We start from the raw sequence: 25,268 nt of genomic DNA on the forward strand, positions 1-25,268 counted from the left end.
TTTTCTCCGCTACGCTGCTGACAGTTTCAATGACAATTGATCTAGCCAAGGGCCGCGTAATGACTGTACTTTTCTTCCTAGCAACGCAAAACCGAGCATTGCTCCTTCTGGTGAATAAAACGCAGCGGTCAATTCATCTGCTTGGTTCTCAATGTACCATTGTCCCTGTTCTTCAGCGGCTACCGGGAAAATCGTGAGTGGAAGAATCGGCGTTTTTACAATCACTGGAGTTGGTGTTAAAGAGGTAGGCGTAATATCACCTAGCAAGCTTTTCGCTACGGAAGGAATCATTTGATTAATCGGCGCAATATACGGCTGCCAACCTTGCTCCGTTTCAACACAGTCGCCTAGCGAGTAAATACTCTCATCACTCGTCTGGCCGAATTGATTCACTTTAATGCCGCGGCCCACTTCGAGCCCCGCGCGCTCAGCCAGAGAAACATTTGGTTTGAGTCCAACCGCGCTTAGCACTAGGTCTGCTTCAATCTGCTTGCCACTGTTCAGATGTAAAACCGCACTGGATTCGGACCTTGGCTCGATTCTGGCGATACTGTCTTGTAGAGCCCATTGCACGCCTCGTTCGGCGAGTGCACTTTGTAATGATTCACCCAACTGTTGCGGGATCAAACGCTCCATTGGCCATTGACCCAACCCGATAACTGTCACTTCATAACCGCTTTCGATCAGGTCATTCGCGAACTCACAGCCAATTAAGCCATCACCTAGGATCGCGATGCGCTTTTTGTCTTGCAGCTCCGATCTGAAACGGCGGTAGTCAACTAAGTCGTTCACACTCATAACCCAAGAGCGATCGCCCTCAATTGGGATTTCAATCGGTGATGCACCTGTTGCCAGTACCAAGCGGCTGTAGGCGTATTTACCGATGGAGGTATGTAGCGTTGAATTGGCACGATCGATCTGTTCAACACGCGTATGCGGGTAAACGCGGATATTGAGACGGCTTTCCCACTTCAACGCGCTTTCACTTTGCAGCGCGTCGCCGTCTTTGTTCATGACCAACGCATTAGACAAAGCTGGTTTGCTGTACAAAGCGCCATCATCAGCGGTAAAGACGGTGATAGCAACCGTCTCGGATTGTGCTCTAAGTGCCGCCGCCAACTGGTAACCACTGTGGCCACTACCTATGATAACGATAGGGTCATTTGAGAATACAGGTTGAGTAACTTCAGATGGAAGAGGCTGAGCCGTATTTCGCTGAACAGACTCTTCTACCGACACCGAAGACACAGCTGCAACCTCTTCTAGTGGCGCATCGTCGGTGATTTCGATCATTTCAAAATCGGCCTTACCCACTAAACAGTCAGGACATAACCAGTCATCCGGTACATCTTCCCATGCTGTTCCTGGTGCAATGCCATCGGATGGCCAACCTTGTGCTTCATCATAGATTAAGCCGCAAATAATACAGAGCCACTTTCTCATCACTTATACTCCAACTACCTTGTTCAGAATTTCCGTGTTTACAAACCGCTGTCAGATTTGTTGTGATTCCATCAACCTCGCCCTAGCTTGTGGTCTGAAATCCAAGCCGGTACGAGGTGATGAAAATACAGTTACACGGTAGCTATACGTTGCTGTCTTACTGCAAACGAATGGCAATATTGCGTGTCTGGACGTAGCTATAAATCGCTTCTTGTCCTTTTTCTCGCCCAAACCCGGACAAGCCCACGCCACCAAATGGTGTTTCGATGCCACCAGCAAACCATTCATTGATGAACACTTGTCCACCACGCAGTTGCTGTGCCACACGCAATGTTTGGTTTAGGCTTTCACCAAAGACACCAGCGACCAGGCCAAAATCGGTGCCATTCGCGATTTCAACGGCCTCTTGCTCGGTTTCAAACGGTGTAATTACCAGTACAGGGCCAAACACTTCTTCTTGAGCAATACGCATATCTGGTGAGGCTTCAATCACCGTCGGTGCCACAAAGTAACCTGACAAATCAGGGGCGTACCCACCCGTTAGGATGTTCGCGCCGTCGGCTTTTGCTTGTTCTATCATTTCAAGCACGCGTGCTTGTTGATCAGCCGATACCAACGGTGTGATGTCCGGCTGGCTTTCGCCTTGACCAATAGTTAGGCTTTTTGCCATTTCCACTACCGCCGCTTTTACTTCTTCATAACGCTCTTTTTGAATTAGCAAACGAGACATTGCCGAACAAACTTGACCAGCGTTAAAGAAAATGCCGACTTGAACGCTTTGTAAAAGCGTTTCGAGACTCACATCTTTCAGTGCGATAGCGGCCGATTTACCACCCAGCTCCATCACAGATGGTGTGGCGCGTTGCGCTGAATCTTTCAGTATGCGTTGGCCGGTCGGCACAGAACCTGTAAAGACAATTTGATCAACGTCTTGATGCTGCACCAAGTGGCTGCCAACGACTGAGCCTTTGCCACATAGCAAGTTAATCGTGCCTTTTGGGAAGCCCGCTTTTTCAATCGCTTTAATCAACAACGTCATAGCGAGTGGGGAAATCTCTGGCGATTTGATCACCACTGCGTTACCAGCAGCTAATGCAGGTGCTAATGAGCGTGCACAAATAGAAACTGGGAAATTCCACGGCACAATCTGCACTGACACACCAAACGGCACATATTGGGTGAAATCGACATAATCTTTACCCAATGGAATTGACGTGCCTTCCAGCTTGTCGGCCATGCCAGCGTAGTATTCGAAGTAACGTGCCGATTCTAAAAACTCATCTTTGGCATCTTGCAAAGATTTCCCATTTTCACGGCAGGCAACTAACCCACCTTCATCAACCATTTCACGAATAGCCGCGGAGGCTTTTAACATCCACTCGGTTCTGACGGCTGGACGAACGTCCGAAAGAAGACCTTGCTTGACCACTCGACGTGCCGCTGCCATTGCGCGGTCGGCATCGGTGATAGTGGCTTCTGCAATCGTCGCATACGCTTCGGCTGTGCCAGGGTTAATGACGGTCAGCGCTTGCTCTGAATCGCACCACTCACCATCAATATAATTAAGGTAATGCATCATATTACTGCTCCAGTGCCGCTTTCACTTGCTTTGCCAACCAGGTTTGAAAGAAATGCGTCGGAACATCCATTTCTGGTGAGAACACACCACCACCAAAGCCAGGTGAGTAACGACCTTCCTGCATGCCCTCGACCGCTCCAATATCTTCGCCGAATACGACTCGCCATGACTCAACGGTAGCAGTACGGCACGCAGCGAACTCATCTTTCGTTGCTTCATCACCCACATAGAAAACACGTAGGTGCTCAACACTTTTATTCGCAGTGATTGGTTCAATCATCATTGCAAAGGCATGATCGGCTTGAATACCAAGCAACACGTTTGGAAAGAGTGCAACATATTCTGCATGACGCAGTTTATCTTCTGGCCAGCTTGGAAATTTAGGTAAGTGTGTTCCTGCAGTATCAGAGAGGTTGTATGCGAGACTACCTTGGCCAGCAAAACGCTCTGCAAACATGATGTTGTAGTGATCCTCTAGGCGAGAATAACTGTTCAAACTCGGATGCACCCAAGGTAAGTGGTAAGCTTCACAGTAGTTTTCTACGGCAAGCTTCCAGTTACTTTTCACTTCTATCTCTAAGTTGCCACCCATGTTCACGCGGCGAAGAAGCCCTAATCCTTCTTCACCTAAGAATTGCTGCCAACGTTGCTCTAGCGGCGCGATATGCTCTTCAAAGCTTTCTGCATTGCCCGATAAGTTGACGAATACCATGTCCATCCAAACGGCTGAACGAAGTGGCTTAAGGCCGTGCTTTTCACACTTAAATCGGTCATCTTTGTGTTTTGCGATACCACCGATGTGTGGTGTGCCTTTTAGATTGCCGTCAAGATCGTACGTCCATGAATGGTAAGGACAGCGAATCATGCCTTGAACTTCGCCTGCCTCATGAACCAGCTTCATACCTCGGTGGCTACACACGTTGTGGAAGACTTGGACTTCACCTTGACGATTTCTCATCATGAGTAGTGGAAGATTCATGAAATCAAGTGGCATTACATAACCATTTCTAAGCAGGTCTGATGCAAAACCAATACATACCCAAGTGTTACCAAACACCTGATCACGCTCAAAAGTAAAATACTCTTCGCTGGTGTAGGCCTGATTCGGCATTCCTGTTGCTTCACTGATTGGGTTCAGTACATTATCAACAAGTTCAACAGGAATAATGGTTTGGTTGACATTGCTCATATTCTTATCTCCGAGAGTCGAGTTGCATCCAGTGCGTACAACATCGTGTTGTGTTAGTGGAGATAATTTTGATTAACAACCCGGCAACAAACAAACGACTTTTTCGCCGGGCTTGGATGAGTTTTTGTCATTCATGCATTGATCTCGAACAAAAAAATAACCTTTTAATTAACAATGATCTTCTTGTCATGATTAATACTCATTAACCGATGAGTATTAATCAGTTGAAACACAAAAGCCCTCTCTCTACTCTCTTTCAAAAATTAACAATAACGCAACAAACAATAACGTTAAAACAAACGCACTGTGAGGGATGCCTATGAGAGCAACATCTGGGATATTGAAAGGACTCAATCCGACTGTGACAATCGCATCAAAGATCGTCGTTATCGGTTTTGTACTTTTCTGCGCCATTCTCGCCAATCAAGCGGGCCAATACTTCGAAACGATTTCCGGCATTTTGCTACAGAATATGAAGTGGTTTTACATCGGACTTGTTTCACTCGTTGTCGGTTTTCTTCTTTACCTTATGGTTAGTCGATATGGGCATATTCGTTTGAGTAAAGATGACGAAAAACCAGAGTTTAGTTATTTGTCTTGGGTATCCATGCTTTTTTCCGGAGGCATGGGGATAGGCTTGATTTTCTGGTCGGTCGCCGAACCGATGTGGCATTACGCTGACAACCCATTTACTCAAGGCCTGACCAATGAAGCCGCAACAACATCAATGAAACTGACATTCTTTCACTGGGGTCTACATCCTTGGTCTGTCTTTATCATTGTTGCACTCGCATTAGCTTACTTTTCCTACCGTAAAGATCTGCCTTTTACCCTACGCTCTATCTTGTACCCTTTGATTGGTGATCGTATTTATGGGCCTATCGGGCACACGGTTGATATCCTAACAGTCGCGGTGACTGCTTTCGGTATCTCTCAAACCTTGGGGATGGGAGTTATCCAAATAAACTCTGGTTTGAATCAAGCCTTTGGTCTAGAAATTAGTTTGGGGATTCAACTCTTTATTATCGTTTCCCTTTGTACTTGTGCGGTTGCGTCGGTGCTATCTGGTGTAGGAAAAGGTATTCGCCGTTTATCAGAATGGAACATGCTGCTTTCACTCGCACTCGTGCTAGTCGTACTTTACATTGGTCCAACTCGCTATATCTTAAATACGCTACTTGAAAGCACAGGGCTTTATGCACAAAACATTGTCGGTATGAGCTTATGGAGCGATGCACAGAATGACTCTGGCTGGCAAAACTGGTGGACGGCTTATTACTGGCCTTGGTGGATGACTTGGGCACCTTTCGTTGGCATGTTTGTGGCTCGTATCTCTAAAGGACGCACAATACGTGAACTTATCGGCGGTGCTCTAATCGTACCCACGCTGATCACGTTTTTATGGATTTCAGTATTTGGTGGTGCAGCGTTGAAGGTAGAGCAAGACGCTCGTGTTGCTCATCAAGAGCAAGTCACTGCGGCACAAGAAGCCAAACAAACACCACCTGCGGATTTTTCTGGCGGCCCGATTCTTGAAGCGACTAAAGCCGATACGACACGCGCTTTGTTTACGCTATTCGACAATCTAGATACAGGTATGTTTGGTAAACTACTTAGCGTGCTTGCGTGTCTATTACTCGGTACTTATTTCATTACCTCCGCAGACTCGGGTACCTTGGTTCTATGTACCCTCGATGCCGCTGGGCACAGTGAGCCTCCCACCTCTATACGCGTATTGTGGGGGATCATGATCGCAGCCATTGCGGGAGTACTTCTATACGCAGGAGGGTTAAAAGCAATGCAAACGGCCTCCATTATTGCCGGTTTCCCTATCGCCATTTTTATCGCGGTGATGAGCTTAACGCTGTTTCATAGTATTCGACGCGAACCTAAGCCATGGGCAATGCTTCCAGAGCATGTTCACCCAGAGCAAGAGAAACTTGATGGTCCTGTTGAACCGCTTGTTGAAAGCAAAACAGTGGTTTCCGAGCCTATTGCTTCAACATCCTCACTAAAAGATGATTCCACACTCAATCAGGGACCAGTACTAAGTTAGTGAGTCGTTTCATCAATCAATTAAAACAAAGCGGGAACTGGTACTCCCGCTTTTTTAACATGACCAAACTCTGTTATTTTCTCTGCTTATTGATTTAGGCTAAACCTCGATCACCCACCTCATCTGGCAACTGTTGCAAAAGCCACTCTCTAAAACGCTTGACGCTTGCTGGGATTAAACCTCTATTTTTAGGTTCAAGCATAGAGAAATTGGAAGGTGTTGAAAGCACGTGTTCGACTGGCCTAACTAAAGCACCGCTTTGTAAATAGTCGTCCACTAATGACCCCCAGGCTAACGCGATTCCCTGACCATTAATTGCCGCTTGTAACAGCATTGGATAGTTATTGATGTTCATGCGATTACGAGGCGAAATATTTGGCAATCCTACACTCGCAAACCACTGCTCCCAGTTCACCCAATCTCTTTGAGACTCTTCCAGATAGAGTAACGTTTTATTGAAGATTTCTTCTGGCTCATTAGGCTGGCCGATTTTCTCTAAATAAAGCGGACTACACACAGGGAATACTTCTTCAGAAAATAGCGTTGTCACGTCCATTTCTGCAGGTGGAGTGCGACAATAAAACAAGGCGATATCGCAATCTAATCGGCGTAAGTCCAACACATTATCTGAGGCCAATATCCTTATATCGATGTCATCATGTTCATTTTGAAATTGAGCAACCTTAGGCAACAACCACAAGGCTGCCATTGCATTTGTCGTCGCAACCGTGATCTTTTGTTCGCCCTGCCACTTCTTCACTTCACCCGTGATTTGAGCAATATCGAGCAAAGATTGGCTGACAGCTTGATAATATTGAAGACCTGTAGGCGTTAAATTAATGCTTCGATTGGCTCGCGTGAACATAGCCTTGCCTAAGTATTCTTCTAATTGTCTAATTTGGCGACTGATAGCACCTTGGGTCACGTTTAGTTCGTCAGCGGCTAATGTAAAACTCAAGTGCCGCGCCGACGCTTCAAACGCAACGAGGCTATTTAAAGGTGGGAGGGGTTTGATTTTCATGTATCTTCCAGTAAGGCAGTATTGTAATTATTTTTATTCCCGGCAATCTTATGTTGCACGTGGATAATGCCATTCTGGACAACACCCCAAAAACGACAATTTATAAATGATAAAAAATAGAGATGAATCATAAATTGTTGTGAGAGAGACTGCCGTATACAGTTTCGTGGCTACAACGAGCACAAAAAGAGGAGCAGTTACTCCTCTTTTGCCTAGCCTTTTGCTCACTTTCTTCGAGTTAGCCCATTTACCCTATTGCCAATTTAGTGCTCGCGTAACGCGCTTTTTTCTTTCTTGGACTGGCTAAGAAGTACGCCAAAGTAAGGGGGCCTAATCGTCCCATAAACATCATGAAGATGATCACTAACTCACCCGGTTCGGACAAACTGCCCGTTAAGCCTCGCGACAAACCAACCGTACCCAGTGCCGAGACCGCTTCGAACATAATATCTAACATAGACGCTTTCTCTGTCAGTAACAGCGTGAATATGGCAAACCAAGTCACGCCCACCGAGATCAGAGTCAGCGCCAATGCCTTGCTGATGGTCTCTTTGGGAATCTTGCGTTGAAAGGCATAGGTTGCTTCATCGCGACGCAAATAGCTGTAAGTCGCCAAGACTAACACTATAAATGTCACAACTTTAATGCCACTTGCCGTACTCAATGATCCACCGCCGATAAACATCAACACCAGAATGATCGCCGTTGTGGCATCTTCCAACTGATCGATAGCTAAAGTGTTGAACCCTGCCGTTCTTGGCGTCACCGCTTGAAACCACGATGCCCACCATTTCCCTGCTTCGCTCAAAGGGCCAAGCGTGTTGGGGTTATCATATTCAATCAGGTAAATGGCGATAAGTGCCACCACGTTAATGATCACCGTGCCTAAGATCATCATTCGACTGTAAACGGTGAGTCGGTGCCAACGGCGATTGCGTTTTAAGTCAATCCAAACCGAGAAGCCTAAACCACCAATAATGAACAAACTGGTAATGGTGAAGTTAACGACCGGGTCGTCCACGTAAGGCATTAAGCTATCGGCACTCAACGCAAAACCTGCATTGTTAAACGCACTGATGGTGTAGAAGAAACCATGGAACAAACTGGTTTTCCAACCCAGCTCTTCACTCCAATAAACGCTCAAAATAGTGAAACCAATAAGTTCAACGAGCAGAGCGAACATCAATACAGATTTAGCAGTGGCAATGAGTGTCGATGAGTCAGTTTGGTTGAACGCCTCTCTCGCGACGGCTCGCTCCAAAAAGCCAATTTTTCCGCCCAGAGCCAGCAAGGTCACGATGGCAAACGTCATTAAACCTAGGCCACCACATTGAATCAGGAAAGCAATAACCACTTGCCCAAAAGGCGTAAACGCCGTGCCCGTGTCCACCACAACTAATCCCGTCACCGTAATGGCCGATGTCGCAGTAAACAGGCTTTGAATCCAAGTGATGGGCTCTGTGGTGGCAATCGGCAGTTTGAGTAAGACCGTGCCGAGCATGATCAAGCACGCAAAGCTGAGGCTAAGTATTAATGGCGGTGCGCCCAACAATTTTTTGCCCGCTTTGGGTTTTCGCTCGATTGGGATAATAGAGGGATGCCACAAAACCATGTTACACCAACCTTGGAGCGACGTATTTCAGCTCAGCGCGACTACCGCAAAGCAACAGCGTGTCGAACTCATTAAGCACAAACTCATCATTGATATTGGTGTAGACGGCTTCTTCGCGCTTCACCAATATCGGCTGAATGTTGTAACTACCTCGGCTGATCAACTTAGAAAGCGGTGTATCGTGCAGATTGGATTTAACGTGGATTTCCACCACATACAAACCATGCCCCATTTCCAAATAGTTATTCACCATCGGATAGTTGAGTGCCTGCGCGACTCTTACGCCCATCTCCTCTTCCGGATGAATAATGCGTTGTACACCAAGCTTAGACACGATGGTATGGTGCGCTTTGGTGCTCGCTTTGACCCAAATAGATTTCACACCCAGATTTTTCAGCGCCAGCGTACACAACAAACTGGCTTGCATGTCTTCGCCAATCGCCACCAACACCACATCACTGTTCGCTAACGCTAACTCTCTGAGTGCACCTTCGTCTGTTGCGTCACATATGACCGCTTGCGTTAACTCTTCGACGTATTTTTCGACGATTTTCGGGTCGCTATCCACCCCCGTTACGGTGTGTCCAAGATGAATAAGTTCTAAGCTGGCGGCAACGCCAAATCGCCCTAAACCAATTACTGTAAAGTGAGCCATATCAATACCTAACTGTGTTTTATGTATAGAAAATGCTAATGCGTTAAGGGCTAGACTGATTTTCCGTCGCGGAAAATAGGCAACACGAATCCTGTTCGAGTGCTGATAACCAGCACTAAACCTTGGCATTAACGTTGATTAAATTTGGAATTTAGTGGTGCTTGGACGTCTCAAGCACTAAACGATAACCCAGCCCCGGCTCGGTTTTTAATAGCCGCTGTTCGTCAGCACTATCGTTCAGTTTTTTGCGTAGTTGACTCACTAGCACGCGTAAGTAGTGAGTATCTTCGACATGACTTTTTCCCCAAATCACCGCTAGCAAATGAGTTTGCTCAATGAGTTTTCCCGGCTTGAGAATCAATTGTTCAATGAAAGAAAACTCTTTCTTGGTGAGTGGAATTTCCCTCTGATCCAACCAAAATTGGTGAGTGCTTTTGATGATTTTGACTCGGCCAGCCACCAGCTCATCAGCGAAGGATTGCTCATCCACCAAATCTCGAACCAGCACTTTGATGCGCGCGATGAGCTCTTTTACGCCAAAAGGCTTGCTCAAGTAATCATTCGCGCCCGCTTCTAAAAGGCGGATTTTTTCCTCTTCTTGATCGCGAGCCGTCAGCACTAGCACTGGCGTTTTATACGTCTGACGAAGCGTAGTGAGAAACTCCTTCCCATCGCCGTCGGGCAAGCCTAAATCTAGCAGAATGACGTGCGGCGAATGTGCTTCGAAACACGCTTTGGCTTCTGCAATGGTACTCGCGCCAATGTAATCAAACCCTTCAGCAGACAGCGAAATTCGAATAAAGGTATGAATGCGAGGCTCATCGTCCACGACTAAAACTTTGTAACTCACGCCTGCTCTGCTCCTTGATTGAGTGGAAGTAGAATGCGGATCAGCGTCCCTTCTGATACTGGCATAGATTGAATCTCTCCTTGGTGTGCGATGATGATGCCTTTGGCAACCGCGAGTCCCATTCCGGTGCCTGAATCGGCCGATTTGTTGTTCGCGCCGGAATAGAAAAGGTTGAATATTTTTTCCGCATCTTCAGCTTTGATGCCAATCCCCATGTCCCGAACATCAATCACGCACGACAAACCCTGCTTAGAAAGTGAAACCTCAACAGATTCATTCTCTGGTGAAAATCGCATGGCATTATCCAACACATTAAAAATCGCTTGTTCGATGAGCGAACGACTTACTGATAAATAACCAACGGAATCATCCATATTCATGGACACTTTCTCGGTGTAATTCGGCAAACGAGAAACCGCATCCCGCACAATATCTGCAATCAGCTCATCTTTTTTGGTAATTTTTAATGTGCCGTGCTGGAGCTTAGTCGCCTGTAAGAGGTTCTCGATATATTGATGCAAGCGATGGCTTTCTGAAGTCGCACTGTCGAGCAATTCTTTACGCTCTAAGTCATCGAGCTTGGGCATGTACTCGTTGAGTGTGGTCAGTGTTCCAATAATGGTTGCTAGCGGCGTGCGTAGGTCATGGGACACCGATAGCAGGATGCTGTTTTGCAGCTTGGTTTGTTTTAACTCTCCCTGCTGCCGACGATAAAGATCCGCAAAGGTGCTGGTGATAAAAGCCACCACCATAAACACGACTAAATTAAAAATGTCTTCCGGACGAAACATCTGCAAAGAGTAACGAGGCGTCGTGAAAAAGAAGTTGAAGCTCAACGCTTCGACCACCGCCGCCGCATAAGCGAATCGCGAGTTGCATTGAAACGCCACTACCACGACCGCTAACTGTAAAATCAGCAGGACTGCGGCTGTAGAGCCAAACAGTTGGTCTAACAGCCATGAGACGACAACCGCACCAACAATCACGGTAGTAGAAAAGAGAAAGGTGTTATCTCGCCATTGAACAAACATAAAATACATCAACCAAAATTCGATGTAGAAAACTTTAGCAAAAGCCCATTCGGAGTTCGCGTAAAAAAAGCGTAAAAAATTCAATAACGACAGTGAGTTATAAACATAATCATCATTAAGTTGGCCTAACTCAATGAATAATCACAAGTTAACGTTGCCCATTAACGCCTACTTACTCGGTATAAACGACAGACACAAAAAAGAGGAGCATTTGCTCCTCTTTCGTGTAGCGTCATATTAGATGACTTGCAGTTGAGCATCACCTTGCTCAGACAAAAATCCGCCGGTTTGATGCTTCCACAACTGAGCGTAAACACCACCCAATTGCAGCAGCTCGTAATGCGAGCCTTGCTCAATGATTTTGCCGTCATCCATTACAATCAAACGATCCATCGCGGCAATCGTTGATAAACGGTGAGCAATCGCAATCACTGTTTTTCCTTCCATCAGAACTTCAAGGTTTTCTTGAATTGCCGATTCTACTTCTGAATCAAGTGCAGACGTTGCTTCATCCATGATCAAAATTGGCGCGTTTTTCAGCAGAACGCGAGCAATCGCCACACGTTGACGCTGACCACCAGACAGCTTCACACCGCGTTCACCCACTTCAACGTCATAGCCAACGTTACCTTGCTCGTCTCGTAGAGATTGAATGAAATCATGAGCATGTGCTTTCTCAGCAGCTGCGATAACGGCATCCATTGAAGCATCTGGATCACCGTAAAGAATGTTCTCTTTAATTGAACGATGCAGCAAAGAGGTGTCTTGCGTGATCATACCGATGTGTTGGCGAAGCGACTCTTGTTCAACTTGAGAAATGTCCTGTCCATCAATGCAAATCTTACCGCTATTTACGTCGTAAAAGCGCAGCAACAAGTTGACCAACGTGGATTTACCTGCCCCAGAGCGACCGACAATGCCGACTTTTTCGCCCGGTTTGATAGTCAGATTCAAGTTCTCAAATACCGCCTTCTCGTCACTGTAGTTAAAACCAACGTTATCAAAGCAGATCTCACCTTGAGAGATTTGCAAAGGCTTAGCATTTGGTACGTCTTTCACTTCAACATCGTTTGAAATCGTATTAATACCGTCTACTACTGTACCGATGTTTTCAAACAGTGCGCTAACTTCCCACATGATCCACTTCGACATACCTTGTACGCGCAATGCAATACTGATGGCAATCGCAATAGCACCAATTGTTACAGCGTGATCTAGCCATAGATAAACCGAAATGGCACTAATAGACATCAGCAGCAAATAGTTGATGGCATCCACACTAAACAGTAAACAAGTCACCATGCGCATTTGGCGGTAAACCGTCACCAAAAATTGCTTCATGCTGCTTTCTGCGTATTCCAACTCTCGTTGCGAGTGCGCGAATAGCTTTACGGTAGATATGTTGGTGTAAGAATCGACAATGCGCCCAGTCATTACAGAACGAGCATCCGCTTGCTCTGTCGCTACTTGTTTCATTTTAGGGATAAAGTAGAACTGGATAACCGCGTACATTCCTATCCAAATCACAATAGGTAACATTAGCAAACCATCGGCTTCGCCCATCATCCAGAGCATCGAAAGAAAATAAACGCTGATATAAACCAGTACATCCACCAGCTTCATGACCGTTTCTCGTACCGCTAACGCACTTTGCATCACTTTGGTCGCAACTCGGCCTGCAAAGTCACGCTGGAAAAATCCAACCGCTTGTTTTAGCAAGTAACGGTGAATCAACCAACGGATAGACATCGGGTAGTTACCCAATAACGTTTGGTGCATCACCATTGAGTGGACAAAACCGAGAGCTGGCATCACAACCGCCACTAAGAACAGCATCATTAGCATGCGATCACCCTGGTCTTGCCAGAATGTTGCGCGATCTTGATTAGAGAGAATATCGACGAGCTCGCCCATATAACGCAACAGCGTCACCTCAGTAATGGCAATAAGCGCACTGAACACAGCCATAACGAGTAAAGGGGCTTCAAAGCCACGAGTGTAAAAACGACAAAAGCCAAATAGCGTCTTCGGTGGCTTTTCGGTTTCCATCTGGGGAAAGGGTTGGGTCAGCTTTTCAAACCAATTGAACATAACAATGACTTTAGGTACCGCGAATGAATTTGCGAACGTTTTACTATCTTTTGATACAAAAGTCAGTAAAATACCGAAACAAAAGCTCAAATGATAATAATTACAATTAAGCTTAGCGTTAATCATAATTATCGGGAATAGATTTATGCAAAAGAATAACTCACTGACCATCGCTATCCGCAACGCGTTGGTTTGTGCTTTAGCACCTACAGCAGTGGTTGCATTCACAGCACAAGCTCAAGAAGACGTCGTACAAGATGACGTGATTGCCATGGAGACCATAACGGTCACCGCGCAAGCACTTAAAGTAGAAACCCCGGCAGCAGAAACGCCGCGCAGCGTATCTATCATTTCTGAAGATGAACTTCGTATTCGTGCACCGAAAAAGCTAGATGAAGCATTACGCTACACGTCTGGTGTAACCGCTCAGCCTTATGGCGCAGACAACGACACTGATTGGTTCAAAGTTCGTGGATTTGATGCAGCGACTTACCTAAACGGCAACCGCCTATTCCGCGATGGTTACTACACATGGTTGGTCGAACCTTACGGCCTAGAAAGTGTAGAAGTCGTTAAAGGTCCATCGGCTATTCTGTTTGGTGAATCGGCACCAGGCGGTATCGTGAATGCGGTTCAGAAAAAACCAACGTTTACGCCTCAAGGCGAAGTAAAAGTCGAAGTTGGCAACAACCAACACCAATCCGTAGGTTTTGACATTGCTGACGAAGCAAACGACGCAGGCACTGTGCGCTATCGTTTGGTTGGCTTGATGACAAGCCAAGATGGTGAACTGGACGGCACAAATAACGAGCGTTTCTACCTAGCGCCAAGTGTCGAGTTCGACATTTCTGACCGTACAATGCTGACCGTTTTGGCAACTTACCTTCATGATGACGGTGTACCAACTAACCCATTCTTCCCGGCAGCAGGTACTCTGATTGGTTCTAACTTTGGCAAAATCGATCCTTCGACTAACCTTGGTCAGCCAAACTACGATAAATACGAACGCACGCAGTTTTCTCTAGGTTACTTACTAGAGCACGACATCAATGACATGTGGTCACTCTCGCAAAACCTCAATTACGGTTCGAATGAGTTGTACTTGCGCAGCTCTTACGCGTTCTCAAACAACGATCCAGCGAAAGAAGAGTTAACGCAAGGCATCGTATTCCGTGACGGAAAAAACCAGAGCATCACGTTCGATAACAATGCTGTCGGCAACTGGATGACAGACAACGCAGAGCACACAGTGCTTATCGGTATGGATCTGCAATTCCACAAAACCGATGGCGACGAGCAAGACAACTATGCATTTGGCACTATCAACCCGTGGAACCCAGTTTACGGCAACTTCACCCCTCTTGATCCTGCCAACAACGTGAAACGTGAGATTGAGAAATCTCAAGCAAGTCTCTATTCACAATACCAATTGAAACTGCATGAACAGTGGATTGGTAACATAGGTGCTCGTTACGACTGGGTGAAAACAGAAAACTCTGGCAAAGGCGCTACCGTTGATCAAAGTGAATCTCGTGATGATGGTCAGCTCTCTCTAAGTGCGGGTGTGATGTACCTTGCAAACAATGGCCTGTCACCTTACGCAAACTACTCTCAGTCGTTTGAAGTGATCAGCACTATTGATGCGGCAACCAATGAACTTTACAAACCGCTGGAAGGCGAGCAAGTAGAAGTGGGTGTAAAGTATGAGCCAAGCTTTATGGATGGCTTTATCAACCTTGCATGGTTCGACATCACGCAAAAGAACGCGTTGGTCACTAACCCATCAACATGGATTGCGACACAAACAGGTGAAGTGACATCTCAAGGTATTGAGCTAGAAAGCACGGCGCAGCTAACCGACGATCTAAAACTGATGGCAAGCTACACCTACACTAAAGCGAAAACAGATGAGAGCTTTGGCCAAGGTAAAAAACAAGCCGCACTTATTCCTGAGCATCAAGCGTCTGCATGGGTAGACTACAGCGCCTACAGCCTGATTCCAGGCCTCAATATCGGTACTGGTGTGCGCTACGTAGGTGAGTCAAAAGATAACCCTAAGAGCTCGAACCTAACGGTTCCTTCTGTCACTCTTTGGGATGCGTCAGTCACTTACGACATCACTTCACAGTGGCAAGCACAGCTAAACGTGAACAACATCCTAGATAAAGAGTTTGTTTCAGGTTGCGATTACTGGTGTTACTACGGCCAGTCTCGCTCTGTTATGCTAAACGCAAACTACCGCTGGTAATTGTACTTCTACTCCCCTCTATTGAGGGGAGTTTTCTCCTAAGAGCCATCCATGTTTCAACTGTCTAATATTGAGATCGTGCGAGGTGGACGTCAGATCCTCGGCATCGAACAACTTAACATCCCAACAAATGAGCTAACGGTCGTTTTAGGCCATAACGGTTCAGGTAAGTCGACACTGGTGAACCTGCTTTCTGGTCAAATGCCACCAGATAAAGGCACGGTAACACTAAACGATACTTCCCTTTCATCACTCAAAACCAAAGAGTTGGCAAAACAGATCGCCTATTTGCCACAAAAGCTGCCCTCTTCGGCTGGTTTAACGGTAGAAGAGCTAGTGCGCTTAGGTCGCTTTCCGTGGCGTGGGGCACTTGGTCGTTGGAAAGCTGAAGACAAACAGATCATCACGCAGGCTATGGAACGAACAGGGGTTACACCTTTTGCTCAAGCTTTGGCGGATGACTTATCGGGCGGCGAGCGCCAACGTGCTTGGGTGTCTATGCTACTGGCTCAACAATCGCCAATTTTAATTCTCGATGAGCCAACCTCGGCGCTCGATGTTCACCATCAGTTTCAACTAATGGCGCTGCTGGCAGAACTGAATCGAACCGAGAATGTAGGCATTATCGTGATCCTGCACGATCTGAACTTAGCACTGCGCTACGCCACCCACATTGTTGCGCTCAAAAAAGGTAAGATTGCCTTTGAAGGCAACGCCGACATGTTGTTAGACGAGGCACGCCTTTCTAAACTATATGAGTCACCAATTAAGCTGATTGAACACCCAAGCCCGGCTAACACATTAGCGAGCCAAAAGGTGGCTGTTGTATGCGCATAATAGCTCGTTTACTTACTGTGGTTACACAATCTGCTTTTCTCCTCGCATTTTTTATGACCAATGCACATGCAGTCATCACCGTTACCGATGAATATGGCGAGCATAGTTTTGAGCAAGCGCCTCAACGCGTTGTAGCCTTAAACTGGGACATCTTAGAACAAGTTTTGGCGCTAAACGTAGAACCAATCGCAGCCCCAAATTTACCAGGCTACCGCCAATGGGTCGTCAATCCAACTGCACCAGAGTCAATTGAAGATATTGGAACCCGAGCAGAACCCAACTTAGAAAAAATAGCCAGTTTGAAACCAGATGTCATCCTTGCTGCGTCTCCACAGCAAGACTTGATTCCGTTACTCAAACAAATTGCTCCGGTAATCTATTTACCTAATTTTTCTGAAAATGAGGCCGCAGCTGAAACGGCCATTCGTCACTTTCGTACGCTCAGCAAGCTATTCAATAAAGAGGCACTTGCTGAACAGAAACTGGCAGAATTAGATGCTTCATTTGCGCAGATGCGCCAGCGAATTCGCCACTATTACTCTTCTCCACTCAGCGTTCTTGTGATGCGATTTTCAACTCCGAATACTGTATTACTTGCAACCGAAAACTCCACCACTGACTACGTGGTTAGAAAACTGGGATTACAGGCTCCAATTAAAGAGGACCCACGAGCGTGGGGAGTAAAGCAAGATCGAATCAATCGGCTTCAGGGCCTTCAAAACAGCTACGTTCTCTACGTACAACCTTTCCCAGAAGAACGAAAACTGAAAGAGTCGCCACTTTGGCAAGCGATGCCGTTTGTGAAAAAGCAGCGGGTAAATTCAGTCAGAGCAGTGTGGGCGTATGGCGGTGCCATGTCTTTGCAATACACCGCTGAAGCGATTACCGACAGTCTAATAGAGTTGGCACCAGAACAATGAGAACGAAACATTATATTGGTTATCTGGCGCTGATTACGTTACTTAGCGTCTTTAGCCTACAAATTGATACTAATTTATCACTTTTCGAACAATGGCAATTATTAACAAAACCAGAGGTAGCAACCGAGTTTCGTGATTTATTCTTTACGCAAGCGCAACTTCCTAGGTTAAGTATGACCCTGCTTGTTGGTGCCATGCTTGGTCTCACCGGCAGCTTAATGCAGCAATTAACGCAGAATAACCTCACCTCGCCGTTGACTCTTGGCACCTCTTCTGGTGCTTGGCTTGCATTAGTCGTGGTAAACATTTGGTTCGTCGATTGGGTCGCCGATTACTCTGCATTAGCCGCAATGTTTGGGGCTTTAGTGGCGTTTGGCCTGATCGTATCAATTGCCGGTGTGCGTAATATGACAGGTTTGCCGTTGGTCGTTTCGGGGATGGTGATCAATATCTTGCTCGGTTCTATCGCCACAGCCATTATTATTTTAAACGCCCAGTTCGCACAGAATATTTTTATGTGGGGAGCAGGAGACCTCTCTCAATACAGCTGGGATTGGTTTGAGTGGTTATTGCCTCGCTGCGCTATCGCAATCGTAATTTTGATCGTCGCACCACGTATTCTGACCTTAATGAAACTAGGACAAGAAGGCGCAGCAGCCCGAGGCTTAGCGGTATTACCCGCGTTTGGTGCGTTAATGGTGATGGGTATTTGGCTGGTATCTGCCTCCATCACCGCAGTTGGTATTATCAGCTTCATCGGATTACTGACACCCAATATTGCCAGAGCGATGGGGGCAAGAACACCGCGCGACGAATTGATCAGCAGCATGCTTTTGGGCGCAATGCTACTAATCATCACAGACTCTGCCGCTATCTCGCTGAGCTTATGGTTAGAGGAAACCATTCCTAGCGGCGTAGCGGCTGCAGCTATTGGCGCTCCCGCTTTAATTTGGTTTACTCGTAAAAAACTGACGGCAACCGATCAACTTAACCTTTCAATGAGCCAAGGAAAAACGGCGCTTTCTAAACGCGCGGTATGCAGCATTGCGCTATTCAGTCTGGTTGGGATTCTAGCTTACTCATTCGTTACCCATGGTATAAACGGAATTCAATGGTCTGTGCCAGGTGAGTTCCAATGGCAATTGCGCTGGCCGCGCATGTTAACCGCACTTTCTGTCGGTATTGCGCTATCCGTTGCCGGAATCATTTTGCAACGCATAGTTTACAACCCTCTGGCAAGTCCCGATATTCTCGGTGTGTCTTCCGGAGCCACGTTTGCCATTATTACGACAGGAGTCATCGCTGGGTCGCTTCTCTCCGCATTTAGCTGGGGTATCGCTTTTTTCGGAAGTATGTCCGTATTGATGTTATTGCTGGTTATCGGTAAACGAAGCCATTTTAATCCATCTAACTTCGTGTTGTCCGGCATCGCACTAACGGCACTATTAGAAGCCCTCGTTCAATTTTCGCTAGCTCAAGGCTCAGGTGACAGTTACAAAATTTTATTGTGGCTAACTGGTTCTATTTATCGAGTCACAGCCGACACCGCACTGATGTTATGTTTGGCCATAATAGTTCTGCTTGCCGCTGTATTCTCGATTTCTCGTTGGCTAACACTAATTTCCATCGGGCGACAATTCTCAAATGCACGAGGGCTTAACCCTACCGTAGCCAATACGCTTATGCTCACCATCGTTGCTTTGTTATGCGCCTTTTCTACCGCTACAGTTGGTCCAATATCTTTTGTTGGCTTGGTCGCTCCCCATATGGCGATGATGTTAGGAGCAAGAAAAGTGAAAGAGCAACTGTGTGTCGGTGCCTTAATTGGCGCAACCCTAATGTTGTGGGCAGATTGGCTAGGACAAATCGCTATTTATCCAAGTCAGGTCGCAGCTGGCACGTTGGTCGCTATTATAGGCAGCACTTACTTCCTATTTTTAATGCTGAAGAGTAAATTCAGCTAAGTTGGGAATATTGTTACAGCCTAAAAATACGCTAAGAAAAACAAACCCCGCTATTTTGATAGCGGGGTTTGAAATTAAAGGCGAAGTACGATGCTCTATTCTTCTCGCACTACAGGAAAACGTTGCTCATAAAGTTCCATAAAGTCCTTACGAATTAAGTGCTCTAAGTGGTTCGCTTTATCGGTTGGGCAGAAAATCATCACGTGCAGAATTTGTTCACCATTAATGTTGCTAGAAATATGCATATGTGGCTCAGAACCAGGAAGGTCAACACCGGCATGTTTTTCAATCATCGCATTGTAACGATGTGCAACATCAGCAAAGTAACTGCAATGTTCTTCAATTTTATCAGTTAAAATCGGTAACAGTGGATACAAATTGACGAAGTCTTTCACCACTACAGAAAAGTTGTGGTAAACGTACCGCTTCATGAAGTTGAGGTTCTTTACTGGATAGGTAAAGAACATACTATTAGGCAATGTCGCTGTTTTGCCGGTGTAATGATATTGCCCGTGATGCAGGTCGATCTCTTGAATCACCGTCGCCATCATATTGTGCTCAATCACTTCACCACACAACTTTCCGACCTCAATCCAGTCTCCAACGCGAAAAGAACGCGAACTTGCTCTTTGAATCGAACCCGTAAAACACAAAATGATTTCTTTGGATGCCACTACAATGGCAACGGCAATCGCCGTTACACTCAGAGCAAACTCGTTAATTTCTGATTGCCATAAAATAAATAAAATCAGTAATGTAACAGCGAAGGTGCCATTTTTAGTTCTGGACATCCAACTACGCTGATCTTCTGAGAGAAAAGCGTGATCACCACGAATCATCGATAAAATTGCACGACGAATTAACCACATAATCGCAAAGATCAGTGCGGTAAAAATCAATTTATGAGTGAGAAGAAAATCGACAACTAACTGCACTTTCTCCATTCCACGGCTCCCTCGAATAAAAATACGGCCCAGTAACAGCTAACGATAACAAATTATTTTGTCTGTTGTCCGTGCTCACTCAAGTCTTTTTGAAATTACTCCTCTCTGAAGGCGCGATTCATGCTTTCTGTAATTGGCTTTATTAGGTAGCTCAATGGCGTTCGTGGCTCAGATAAAATAAGCACTTCGGCATTCATGCCTGAGGTTAAACGATGTTTTGTCACATCTTCCGATGAAATTGCAATTCTAGCGAGATAAAAATCTTCCTGGTTTTCTTGCGAGAGTTTATCGGCAGAAATCGTCAACACTGTACCGTCTAAAGGTGCCAACGTCCGTGCATTCAGAGCGGTCAGACGAACATGCGCTTGCTGGCCTGGATTCACTAAATCAATATCCTGAGGATTAACACGAGCCTCGACTAACAACTTATCGTCTTGCGGAACCAATTCTAGTAACGTTTCACCCGAGCCAATCACACCTTTTTCGGTAAACACCTGCATGTTGACTACGCGACCAGAAATAGGTGCGTTGATCGTTGTTCTTGCAACAATATCTTGAGCGGAGCGATATTCTTCCCGAATTGCGACAATTTCCGTTTTGGTGTTTCGTAGTTCCTCGACAATCTCATTCAGCCTTTCAAGCTTCAACTCTTCAATTTGCGCTAGGTTCTCATCCAACCTTTTTCTAACGGTGAGCGATTGCCTGTCTAACTGGCTTAAGGTACTTCTCACCTCCGCTGCTAAGCGCTTGAGTTGAAGTAAAGTAGATTTTCCCGAGAAACCTTTTTGCACCAAGGCTTGGTTGCTGTCTATTTCTTCAGCAATAAAGTTGAGCCGTTCCGTCTCAATCACTTTGGTTTGCTGAAGGTTTTCAAGCTCTAAATTTGCTCCAGAAATACTCTGCTCAATGATACTCAGTTTACTATCAAAGAATCGCTTTCTCGCTTCAAAGATCTTGTTTTGAACCAGTTGTGCTTCTTGGACGATATCGACACGGGGAATGCTTTCAAGATCATCAGACCATACAATCGTTGGAAGCTCATCAAGCTCCGCACTTAAACGGTTTTCCTTTGCTAGAGTATGGATAAAACGACCACTTAACGAATCCAACTTAGCCATAGCTTGACGCTTAGAAAGTTGAATTAATAACTGACCTTTTTCGACTAAATCCCCTTCCTGTACATATAGCTTTTCAATAATACCGCCTTCTAAATGCTGAATTTCTTGTCGCTTAGTGAGAACTGACAAATCACCATAAGCAATCGCTGCACTTTCTAATTTGGCTGTTGCAGCCCAGTAGCCAAGACCTCCAAGAAAAACACTTAAGGTCACCACACCGAGTAAAATTGGTTTTCGAAAGCTTAGTCTCGCTTTGGGGCTAAAACGATATACGATCTCGGTAGAACTCTGATTAACGGTTGGCAGTTGATTGCTCATTTCTTACCCTTGGGATATCTGTTCTTTCTTCGCCCATCAAACGTTTTAATACTTCATCTTTAGCGCCGTATAACTTGACTCGGCCGTCAGCCAAATACAACAGCCTATCCATTTGTCGTAACGTACTCGGATTGTGGGCAATGACGATAATCGTTGTACTCTGTGCTTTTAAATGGGCAATCAAACGTTGATACGCAGCCTCTCCCTCACCATCGAGGTTGGCATTCGCTTCATCGAAAATCACTATAGAAGGGTCGCCATAAACGGCTCTTGCAAGAGCGATTCTCTGCCTTTCCCCCCCAGATAAACCACGGCCATTTTCACCAATAATGCAATCATAGCCTTTGTTTTTCTTGAGTATTAATTCATGACATCCTGCTAGTTGAGCCGCCTTGATGACTTTAGCGGGGTCTTCTTCTTTAAAGCGCGCGATGTTCTCTCGAATTGTGCCAGGAAATAACTCCACCTCTTGAGCGAGATACCCAAAATGCACGCCGCGATCTTCAGATGCCCATACGGAGACTTCCATTCCATCAAGAGTCACTTTACCCGCTAATGGCTTAACCGTACCTAATAACAGCCGAGCAAACGTCGATTTACCCGTACCAGAAGGGCCAATCACCCCAACAGCAACACCCGGAGGAATCGATAAGCTGATCGATGAGAGCACTGGTTCGGTTGCTCCAGGATGGCGATAGGCTAGTCCGGTAAGCTCATAGTGTCCTTTTGGTTTAGGCAGTGGCATATCTGATTCATCTTGGCGCACGATCGCATCGATTTCTTTCAACCTTTTATAGGCGCCTTTAGCAGACATCGCACTTCGCCACGTGCCTATCGCCTGCTCCATCGGCGATAATGCCCGACTCATTAATATGGAGCTCGCGATCATCGCCCCTGCCGTTATCTCATGTTGGATAACTAACCATGCACCACCTCCCAGTAAAAATATCTGTAATGAGCCACGCACAAACTTAGAAAAGTTAGCCATGTAGATAGACTTACCTGCAACTCGCTCTTCAAGCACATTCACTTCGCTCACGCGCGACTGCCACTTCTCTAAAAATGCATTCATCATCCCCATTGCGAGAATTGAATTGGAGTTTTGCGTGGCTAATTCTGCGTTGTTGATATGAGAAATCGCTCTGACTTCGCTCTCTTGCATTGTTTTACGCGTCATTAGCTCATTAAGTAGACCTAGGCTAAACAATACGATAGATCCAAGTAACGCGATGTGACCTAGTATCGGGTGCAATAAATACACAAATAAAATAAATAGCGGTGTCCAGGGCGCATCCAACAGTGGATAAGGTGCTTGACTGCTCAAAAAGCTTTTGATGTTCTGAATGTCTCTCAGAGTTTGCGAGGTATAACTCTTCCCGGTATGTGATTGATATTGAATCGTGCGCTTGAGCATGAAAGCGGAGAGTTTTGTGTCCATCCAATAACCAAAAGATTTACTCATTTGTGCTCGTGCAATGTCGATGATGGACATGGTTAACAGCGCGACAATTACGATGACAGTGAGCAAGAATAAAGTATCGGTTGAGTAGGAGGATATCACTCGGTTGTACACTTGAAGCATGTACAACGGAATCGAGAGAACCAATAAGTTGATAAAAAGGCTAAAAACGATCAGCAAGCCCGCAAGCGTGCATAGTTTTTGTTTCACTTCTTTGAAAACCGTTTTTTGCACGACTACTTCCGTTTAACGTGAAAATTGTAGGCGCCAGAAATACTAGCGCCTAGCTTAAGGTAACCTCAAATCGCTCTAGAGTGTCCGATTAGTTCACCTCAGCATGGCAGAGCCACGCAAACTAATTCCCATCCAGAGTTATTTTCAGTCGTTTAGATTACGAACAGATCTGCACCATAGGTGTTGATGTCAGTTTCAGTCACGCCAATAAGTTTCACTGTTAGATCAGCCCCATCGGTAAACACTGCATTCCCAACTGCATCGTAGCTAAAGCTTAAATCACCAAAGTCAGTGACAGAGTCGCTAATGATGTGCAAAGAGTCTTCACCAATGGTGAAATCAACAACTTTGGCTTCGCCATGGCCACCAAACTTATCCGTGAACACAAACTTATCGCCATTGCTGCCGCCAACTAAAACGTTGTCACCAGAACCAGCAACAAGAATATCTTCACCGACACCACCATTTAATTTATTGTCGCCCAGCAAACCCAACAGCAAGTCATTACCGGTACCACCGCCGAGGTAGTCGTTTCCTGTACCAGCCCTAAGGATGTCATCTCCAGCACCACCAGTTAGGCGATCATCGCCGTCGCCGCCGATCACATAATCATTACCGCCACCGCCAACAAACGAGTCATTACCACCAAAACCGATAAACAAATCATCGCCGCCATCGAAATCAGCAAATTGGTTATTTACACCTGCATCGCCTAAATACGTGTCATTGTCACTTGCGCTCATTTTTATTCCCTCTTAGCTTATTAATTGAATAGACCTTCTGTTCCACGTCTGACTAGATTCGTCACGACATGAGAAGTCTAATAGTCAACTGAATAGGAATAAGTTTGAATATGGGATGATATTTCAGACTGACATTTTAATAATAAATATAAAATTTAGTACTTTATAGAGTATTTTCTTTTTATTACAGCAAGTTAATACTAGTACTACAGGTTTCTCTTAGCCCAACTTGTAGCTTGCGTACGGTTCTTTACTTCTAACTTTCTAAAAATATTGTATAGATGTGATTTAATAGTATGCTCGCTGATAAATAAAGAATCAGCGATTTCCATATTTGAACCACCTTCTTTCAACATTTTTAAAACCTGAACTTCACGCCGAGTAAGCTCAACCTCAATAGCAGGTTCGATAATGTTATTTGCTTCTCTACCTCGATAATAATTTACTAGCTGATCAAGTAATCTTCGAGACAGCCAGTTATCCCCTTTTATTATTGCTTTTAATCCCTGACAAACCTTGTCCATTGAATCTCCTGGACCAAATATACCTTTTACATGAGGCCAAGAAGCGAGTTCTTCTGTGTCTAAGTCATAACCTAGATTAAGCATTATAGTTCCTAGCACTTTATTACTATCTTTTAAATAAACTAAAGTTTCGGAAGGAATCTCAACTGAAAAATCAACAAGCAAAAAGTAGCGTTCCGGAATGAGTTCATGATAACTAGGGTTTTTAGTATCAATGATCGTTATTTTAGTTTCTGTATTTTTAGAAAGCATTTCCTTAAAGTTTTCACTCTGTAAACTTTGTTGAGTGAGCATTAGGATTTCAGGCTTTTCCATATACTGTTCCATAATGTTTCTCATACTTTCAGTGACTTAACACTGAGGGATCCCCTCATAATTTCCCCAAAGCACAACCATGTTTGAATAGATTTTGAGCAAGCAGGGTTGCAGCCG

General features: G+C 45.5%; 19 protein-coding genes and 1 pseudogene. 5 read left to right on the forward strand and 15 right to left on the reverse strand.

Features of this window, described 5'->3' with window-relative positions; genetic code table 11:
* Nucleotides 1–9: 9 nt before the first annotated feature.
* The 4 genes and pseudogenes from R8N47_RS20200 to R8N47_RS20215 all read right to left on the reverse strand — a co-directional run bounded on the left by R8N47_RS20200 (nucleotide 10) and on the right by R8N47_RS20215 (nucleotide 4,211).
* Nucleotides 10–1,293, reverse strand: coding sequence for an NAD(P)/FAD-dependent oxidoreductase (locus tag R8N47_RS20200; RefSeq protein ID WP_242412963.1), 1,284 nt, complete (start codon nucleotides 1,291–1,293; stop codon nucleotides 10–12).
* A pseudogene (locus tag R8N47_RS20205) lies at nucleotides 1,282–1,443 on the reverse strand (rubredoxin); the annotation flags it as partial. The pseudogene R8N47_RS20205 and the gene R8N47_RS20200, both read right to left, overlap by 12 nt.
* A 157-nt stretch (nucleotides 1,444–1,600) precedes the next feature.
* Nucleotides 1,601–3,022 (reverse strand): aldehyde dehydrogenase family protein, encoded by a 1,422-nt coding sequence (locus R8N47_RS20210; protein ID WP_005375192.1) that lies wholly within the window; start codon nucleotides 3,020–3,022, stop codon nucleotides 1,601–1,603.
* A gap of 1 nt (nucleotide 3,023) precedes the next feature.
* The gene (locus tag R8N47_RS20215; RefSeq protein ID WP_005375185.1) at nucleotides 3,024–4,211 is read right to left on the reverse strand and encodes an aromatic ring-hydroxylating oxygenase subunit alpha; all 1,188 of its coding nucleotides are present in this window, start codon (nucleotides 4,209–4,211) and stop codon (nucleotides 3,024–3,026) included.
* Between the two features lie 319 nt (nucleotides 4,212–4,530).
* Here R8N47_RS20215 and R8N47_RS20220 point away from each other — a divergent pair, with 319 nt between their 5' ends.
* Nucleotides 4,531–6,267 (forward strand): BCCT family transporter, encoded by a 1,737-nt coding sequence (locus R8N47_RS20220; RefSeq protein WP_031778888.1) that lies wholly within the window; start codon nucleotides 4,531–4,533, stop codon nucleotides 6,265–6,267.
* 94 nt (nucleotides 6,268–6,361) lie between these two features.
* On the opposite strand, the gene gcvA is transcribed toward R8N47_RS20220, so the two are convergent.
* The 6 genes from gcvA to R8N47_RS20250 form a co-directional block, all read right to left on the reverse strand.
* Nucleotides 6,362–7,288, reverse strand: a complete 927-nt coding sequence (gcvA, locus tag R8N47_RS20225; RefSeq protein ID WP_005375182.1) for a transcriptional regulator GcvA — start codon at nucleotides 7,286–7,288, stop codon at nucleotides 6,362–6,364.
* 247 nt (nucleotides 7,289–7,535) lie between these two features.
* Nucleotides 7,536–8,900 (reverse strand): TrkH family potassium uptake protein, encoded by a 1,365-nt coding sequence (locus tag R8N47_RS20230; protein WP_005375181.1) that lies wholly within the window; start codon nucleotides 8,898–8,900, stop codon nucleotides 7,536–7,538.
* A gap of 1 nt (nucleotide 8,901) precedes the next feature.
* Nucleotides 8,902–9,555, reverse strand: a complete 654-nt coding sequence (locus tag R8N47_RS20235; RefSeq protein WP_005375180.1) for a potassium channel family protein — start codon at nucleotides 9,553–9,555, stop codon at nucleotides 8,902–8,904.
* Nucleotides 9,556–9,706: 151 nt separating this feature from the next.
* Nucleotides 9,707–10,405 (reverse strand): response regulator transcription factor, encoded by a 699-nt coding sequence (locus tag R8N47_RS20240; RefSeq protein ID WP_064354901.1) that lies wholly within the window; start codon nucleotides 10,403–10,405, stop codon nucleotides 9,707–9,709.
* Complete coding sequence (locus tag R8N47_RS20245; protein ID WP_171344188.1) at nucleotides 10,402–11,436, reverse strand: DUF4118 domain-containing protein; 1,035 nt, start codon at nucleotides 11,434–11,436, stop codon at nucleotides 10,402–10,404. Before R8N47_RS20245 ends, R8N47_RS20240 begins: the two co-directional genes overlap by 4 nt.
* Nucleotides 11,437–11,673: 237 nt before the next feature.
* A complete protein-coding gene (locus tag R8N47_RS20250; protein ID WP_064354908.1) occupies nucleotides 11,674–13,527 on the reverse strand; it encodes an ABC transporter ATP-binding protein in 1,854 nt (617 codons plus the stop codon).
* Between the two features lie 145 nt (nucleotides 13,528–13,672).
* Between R8N47_RS20250 and R8N47_RS20255 the strand changes: the two genes are divergently transcribed.
* The 4 genes from R8N47_RS20255 to fhuB are packed head-to-tail and all read left to right on the forward strand — an operon-like array spanning nucleotide 13,673 to nucleotide 19,496.
* Complete coding sequence (locus R8N47_RS20255) at nucleotides 13,673–15,775, forward strand: TonB-dependent siderophore receptor (protein WP_064354902.1); 2,103 nt, start codon at nucleotides 13,673–13,675, stop codon at nucleotides 15,773–15,775.
* A gap of 51 nt (nucleotides 15,776–15,826) precedes the next feature.
* The gene (locus tag R8N47_RS20260) at nucleotides 15,827–16,612 is read left to right on the forward strand and encodes an ABC transporter ATP-binding protein (RefSeq protein ID WP_017635311.1); all 786 of its coding nucleotides are present in this window, start codon (nucleotides 15,827–15,829) and stop codon (nucleotides 16,610–16,612) included.
* Nucleotides 16,603–17,532, forward strand: a complete 930-nt coding sequence (locus tag R8N47_RS20265; RefSeq protein ID WP_017635312.1) for an iron-siderophore ABC transporter substrate-binding protein — start codon at nucleotides 16,603–16,605, stop codon at nucleotides 17,530–17,532. Before R8N47_RS20260 ends, R8N47_RS20265 begins: the two co-directional genes overlap by 10 nt.
* Nucleotides 17,529–19,496, forward strand: a complete 1,968-nt coding sequence (gene fhuB / locus R8N47_RS20270) for a Fe(3+)-hydroxamate ABC transporter permease FhuB (protein ID WP_064354903.1) — start codon at nucleotides 17,529–17,531, stop codon at nucleotides 19,494–19,496. The genes R8N47_RS20265 and fhuB overlap by 4 nt, the downstream gene beginning before the upstream one ends.
* 95 nt (nucleotides 19,497–19,591) lie before the next feature.
* Here fhuB and R8N47_RS20275 read toward each other — a convergent pair whose 3' ends face one another.
* From R8N47_RS20275 to R8N47_RS20295, 5 genes are all read right to left on the reverse strand, one after another.
* On the reverse strand, nucleotides 19,592–20,440 hold the full coding sequence (locus R8N47_RS20275; protein ID WP_005375171.1) for a mechanosensitive ion channel family protein: 849 nt from the start codon (nucleotides 20,438–20,440) through the stop codon (nucleotides 19,592–19,594).
* 95 nt (nucleotides 20,441–20,535) lie between these two features.
* Nucleotides 20,536–21,876, reverse strand: a complete 1,341-nt coding sequence (locus R8N47_RS20280) for an HlyD family type I secretion periplasmic adaptor subunit (RefSeq protein WP_064354904.1) — start codon at nucleotides 21,874–21,876, stop codon at nucleotides 20,536–20,538.
* Nucleotides 21,851–23,569, reverse strand: a complete 1,719-nt coding sequence (locus R8N47_RS20285) for a type I secretion system permease/ATPase (RefSeq protein ID WP_053350060.1) — start codon at nucleotides 23,567–23,569, stop codon at nucleotides 21,851–21,853. The genes R8N47_RS20280 and R8N47_RS20285 overlap by 26 nt, the downstream gene beginning before the upstream one ends.
* Nucleotides 23,570–23,721: 152 nt before the next feature.
* Complete coding sequence (locus R8N47_RS20290; protein WP_005375168.1) at nucleotides 23,722–24,312, reverse strand: calcium-binding protein; 591 nt, start codon at nucleotides 24,310–24,312, stop codon at nucleotides 23,722–23,724.
* A gap of 206 nt (nucleotides 24,313–24,518) precedes the next feature.
* Nucleotides 24,519–25,175 carry a LuxR C-terminal-related transcriptional regulator gene (locus tag R8N47_RS20295; protein WP_005383910.1) on the reverse strand — a complete coding sequence of 219 codons (657 nt, stop codon included), beginning with the start codon at nucleotides 25,173–25,175 and terminating at the stop codon, nucleotides 24,519–24,521.
* Nucleotides 25,176–25,268: the final 93 nt, after the last annotated feature.

The sequence above is a fragment of the Vibrio sp. 2132-1 genome, assembly GCF_033344315.1.